Below are 3,968 nucleotides of genomic sequence, written 5' to 3'. Positions count from 1 at the left end.
CCGGAGACGTGGGCGACGTCTTGGCCTGCCCGGACGCGGTCGAAGGCCTCCTGCGTCAACTCGACTTGCTGGCCCATCGAGGACCGGACGATCTCCTGTTGGGTGCCGTCGGGGCGGGGCAAGACCGCCCCGTCGGTCCAGTTGTCCGGTCGCGAGGCGGCCGCCGCGCCGCCGTCAGCGGCCGTCTCACCGTCCGCCGTCGGGATCGTCTCGTCCTCTCGGAGGAACTCCTGATAGAGGTTCGAGGCGATGACGCAGTCGGCGGTCTCGATCACGTTCGCCGCGCGCTGGGTCATCGCGTGGGGGAGTCCGGGGCCGATCCCGACGACGTAGAGGGTACCGTACTCCTCCGGGGGGTCGGTCGCGTCAGCCGTCATTTGCCCACCGCCACGGTCACCGCATCGTCGAATCGTTCCTTCTCGCGGAGCAGTTCGTGCTCGCGCCCACCGGCGATCGCCGAGGACTCGGCGATCCCCGGCCACCCGATCAGCTCCTTCGCACGTGAGGGGGTCGGGCCCTCGTGGTCGAGCAGCGTCTCCTTCTCGAACAGGATGACGCCCGCCCCGATCTCTTGGGCGGCCTCGTAGAGACCCTCCTCGCCCTCTTTTCGGGTCGCGGTGGCGACAAACTCTACATCGGAAAAGTCGAGGTCGAGATCGTCGAGGGCGGTCTCCCAGGCGTCGAGTACCTGCTCCGTGCCGACGTCGCTGACTGTGCCGGTCCCGAGAACGACCCCCTCGTCGTTTCGCTTCATCACAGTCACGTCGTCGCCGACCAAGACGGCGCGCGGGCCGTCGAGGCGTTCGACCACCTCGAGATCGTCGTTCAAAACGGCGAGGTTCGTCGCCACCGTCGAGTCGCCGTTGACGACGTGGGCGTCGAGCGCCTTCGCCTTCGACTCGATGCCCTGCTTGCCAGCCGCCTCGCTGGCGGTCGTCATCGCCGGGACCGCGCCGAGATTCGAGAGGTCGTGTGCCACCTGGTTCGCGCCGTGGTGGCCGCCGGTCAGCGGGATCGCCCAGGTCAACTCCTCGTCGATCACGACGACGGCGGGGTCGTCCCACTTGTCATCGAGCAGGCCGGCGGTTTTTCGCATCGCGATCCCCGATGCCATCAGGCCGACAAAGCAGTCGTACTCGCCCCAGTGCTCCTCGAAGACGTCGCCGTGATACTCAAGAATCTCGATCGACTCGTAATCATCGCGAAGTTCCGCTTTGATGTCCTCCGCGACGGGCAGCTTTCGCTCGAAGCTCACGATCCCGATCTCCTCGGCGACTTCGCCGTCGGAGTCCGGTGTCGAGCAGTGTCCGCCCGAGTCGTCAGTTCCGCCGTCGTCGGTGCTCCCGTCGCCGTCCGTGTTCGTATCCGTGCTCATGGGTCAATCGTCGTCCGAGGTGCTCTCGGTTTCGGTGTCGTTGTCGCTTTGATTCGCCCAGCCGCCGTACAGGTAGGATCGCTCGTAGCCTGCCCCCGCCGCAGCGTCGCCGATCAACACCATCGCGGAGGCGCGATAGCCCGCGTCGTCGATCTTCTCGCCGATGTCGCCGACCGTCCCCTCGATGATGTCCTCGTCGGGCCAGGAGGCGTGGTAGACGACCGAAACGGACGTGTCAGGGGCGATTCCCGCCTCGACGAGTCGGTCCATCGTGTCGGCAACGGCGTGGGTACCGAGGTAAATGCAGGTCGTCACGTCGCCCATCTCGACGAAGTCGGCGATGTGGTCGTCCTCGGCGTCGAGGGTCTTGCCCTGCGGCCGGGTGAAGGCAACGTGGTTGGCCGTCTCGTTGAGCGTGAGTTGGGTCCGAAGCGTTGCACTCGCCGCGAAGGCCGAGGTGACGCCGGGGACGATGTAGGTCGGCACGTCCTCGTGTTCTAAGGCGTCCATCTGTTCGAGGGCGGCCCCGTAGATCGCCGGATCGCCGCTGTGGAGCCTGACGACCGTTCGGCCGTCCTCGTACGCGTCCCGCATCAGGGGGACCAACTCCTCTAAGTCCTTGCCGACGCTGTTGACCAGTTCAGCGTGGTCGCAGTAAGCCTCGAGCACTTCGCTGTTGACTAGCGAACCGGCGTGAACCACGAGGTCGGACGCCTCGAGAGCCTCCTTGCCGGCGACGGTCAACAGGCGAGGATGGCCCGGCCCAGCGCCGATGAATGGAATCCCCTCGCGTTCGTCGCCCGCGGTGTGTTTGTAGACGCGCTCGTCGCGTTCGTGGGCGTGTTTCTCGCGTTGGGCATCGATTGCGGCCTGGGGGTCGGGTGAGGGGTCGCCGTCGGTGCTGTCGTCGGCGTCAGTCATCGTTTCCCTCCGAAGTCCGGTACGCCTCGCCGTCACCGGCCGACTCGGCGGTTGCGAGTTGGTCGGAAACCGCCCCGCCGTCGCCCCCGGCCGGGTTCGAGGAGGACCACGAACCCACCGAGCGACTGGATCGGTCGCCGCCGTCGGCCTCCGTTTCGGTACCGAAGGCGGCCGTCGCTGGCGCCTCACCGACACCGGGCTTCTCGGCGTAGGCCACGGTGTAGTAATCGCGCTCATCGAGCCGGGAGGGGTCGTCGGTGATAATCGTCTCGTGGCCGTCCATGAACAGCCGGCGGCCGTACGTCACGTCGTAGCCTGCCTCTTGAAGCTTCTCGTGGGTCGTCGGCACGTCCGTCACCTTGAATAGGACGAGCCGATCCGGGCCGACCGGGGCGGCGCCGCGGGCGGCCTCCCGGAGGACGAGTTCTGATCCCGCGGTGATCTCGACGTCGAAGGCGGTCGCGAAGGCCGTCACCGTCGAGACGCCGGGTATCACTTCGACATCGACGTCGGGGTGGAACCGATCGAGGGTGCGGCGCAGGTGGCCGAACGTCGAGTAGACGTTTGCATCGCCCAGCGTGACGAACGCCGCGTTGCCCTCGGCGGCGGTCGGGGCGATCTCGGCGGCGGCGGCTTTCCAGGCTTCTCGGAGTTTGTCCTCGTCCCGTGTCATCGGGAAGTCGAGGTCGCCCAACTGGTCCTCCTCGACGTACTTCGTGGCGACGCTTCGGGAGAGCCGGCCAGGTGTGTAGACAACGTCAGCGGCTTCGAGCGCCTCGCGACCCTTGACCGTAATGAGATCGGCGTCTCCGGGACCGAGTCCGACGCCGTACAGCGTCATGTCGATCCCCCCGAAATAATGTAGACCGGGTTGTCCGAGTCGAAACTCGTCGCGCCGGCGAGTTCGTAGCCCGTCGACACCTGCATCTGGATGACCTCCTCGAAGAGGTCCCGCTCGCGGAACGCCCGGACGGCGTCGCCCGCAACCTCAAGCCGCGAGACGTTCATGACTACGCGATCGACGCCGGTTTCGGCGGCGTAATCGAGCACGGCGGCGTAGTTCCGCGACCCACCGAGAAAGAGGGCGTCGGCGTCGCCGGGCAGCGCGTCGGGGGCCTCCCCGTCGACCAGTTCGACGCCCTCGATCCCGTTGGCCGCGAGGTTTTTTCGGGTCGCCTCGAGACGATTCGGTTTGCGCTCGATCGCCGTCACGCTCCCGGCATGGCGAGCGGCCTCGATCGTCACCGCGCCGGTGCAGGAACCGACCTCGACGAAGTGGTCGGAGCCGTCGAGCCCGAGTTTCCCGAGCGTGACGGACCGTACCTCCGGCTTCGTCGGCCCGGCCTTGGCATCGTGTGGAAGCGCTGTGCGTGCCATAGATGTACAACCGCATCAACCGACAAAACAATTGTGGTTGTTTTAGGACAAGTAGATTTTAAGCAACGCGTTAACATGTAGGGACACGGACTCGTACCACCGGGATCCCCTGCCGATAATCGGAATCAGTTATTCTTCGATCGAAATGCGGATTTATGCGATAGATCTCACTTACTAGAAATTAACAAGACGAATCAATAACTAACAACTGGGAATGTACATAAATTTTAATGCAGAATAACAAAATAAGTATCACCGTAATGCAAGCAGTACTACTGGAGGAGTTTCAAGAACC

At 64.9% G+C, this 3,968-nt stretch carries 5 protein-coding genes; all 5 read right to left on the bottom strand.

All coding sequences use genetic code 11. The annotated features are described in order from the left end of the window. The coding region (locus ACI944_RS12665) for an SAM-dependent methyltransferase (protein ID WP_411719401.1) at positions 1–377 on the bottom strand (377 nt) is incomplete at its 3' end. After that, positions 374–1,375, bottom strand: coding sequence for a cobalt-precorrin 5A hydrolase (cbiG, locus tag ACI944_RS12660; RefSeq protein ID WP_411719400.1), 1,002 nt, complete (start codon positions 1,373–1,375; stop codon positions 374–376). The genes cbiG and ACI944_RS12665, both read right to left, overlap by 4 nt. A 3-nt stretch (positions 1,376–1,378) precedes the next feature. Continuing rightward, a complete protein-coding gene (locus tag ACI944_RS12655; protein ID WP_411719399.1) occupies positions 1,379–2,296 on the bottom strand; it encodes a cobalt-precorrin-4/precorrin-4 C(11)-methyltransferase in 918 nt (305 codons plus the stop codon). After that, positions 2,289–3,137: a cobalt-factor II C(20)-methyltransferase gene (locus ACI944_RS12650; protein WP_411719398.1), complete on the bottom strand. Its 849-nt coding sequence runs from the start codon at positions 3,135–3,137 to the stop codon at positions 2,289–2,291. Before ACI944_RS12650 ends, ACI944_RS12655 begins: the two co-directional genes overlap by 8 nt. Further along, positions 3,134–3,673: a precorrin-6Y C5,15-methyltransferase (decarboxylating) subunit CbiT gene (gene cbiT / locus ACI944_RS12645; RefSeq protein WP_411719397.1), complete on the bottom strand. Its 540-nt coding sequence runs from the start codon at positions 3,671–3,673 to the stop codon at positions 3,134–3,136. Before cbiT ends, ACI944_RS12650 begins: the two co-directional genes overlap by 4 nt. Positions 3,674–3,968 lie beyond the last annotated feature (295 nt).

Origin of the sequence: Natronomonas sp. (assembly GCF_046710025.1) — an archaeon.
In the GTDB taxonomy this organism is placed as follows: Archaea; Halobacteriota; Halobacteria; order Halobacteriales; family Haloarculaceae; genus Natronomonas.
Note: the sequence above shows the minus strand (reverse complement) of the source record. Positions and strands in the feature narration are given on the sequence as shown.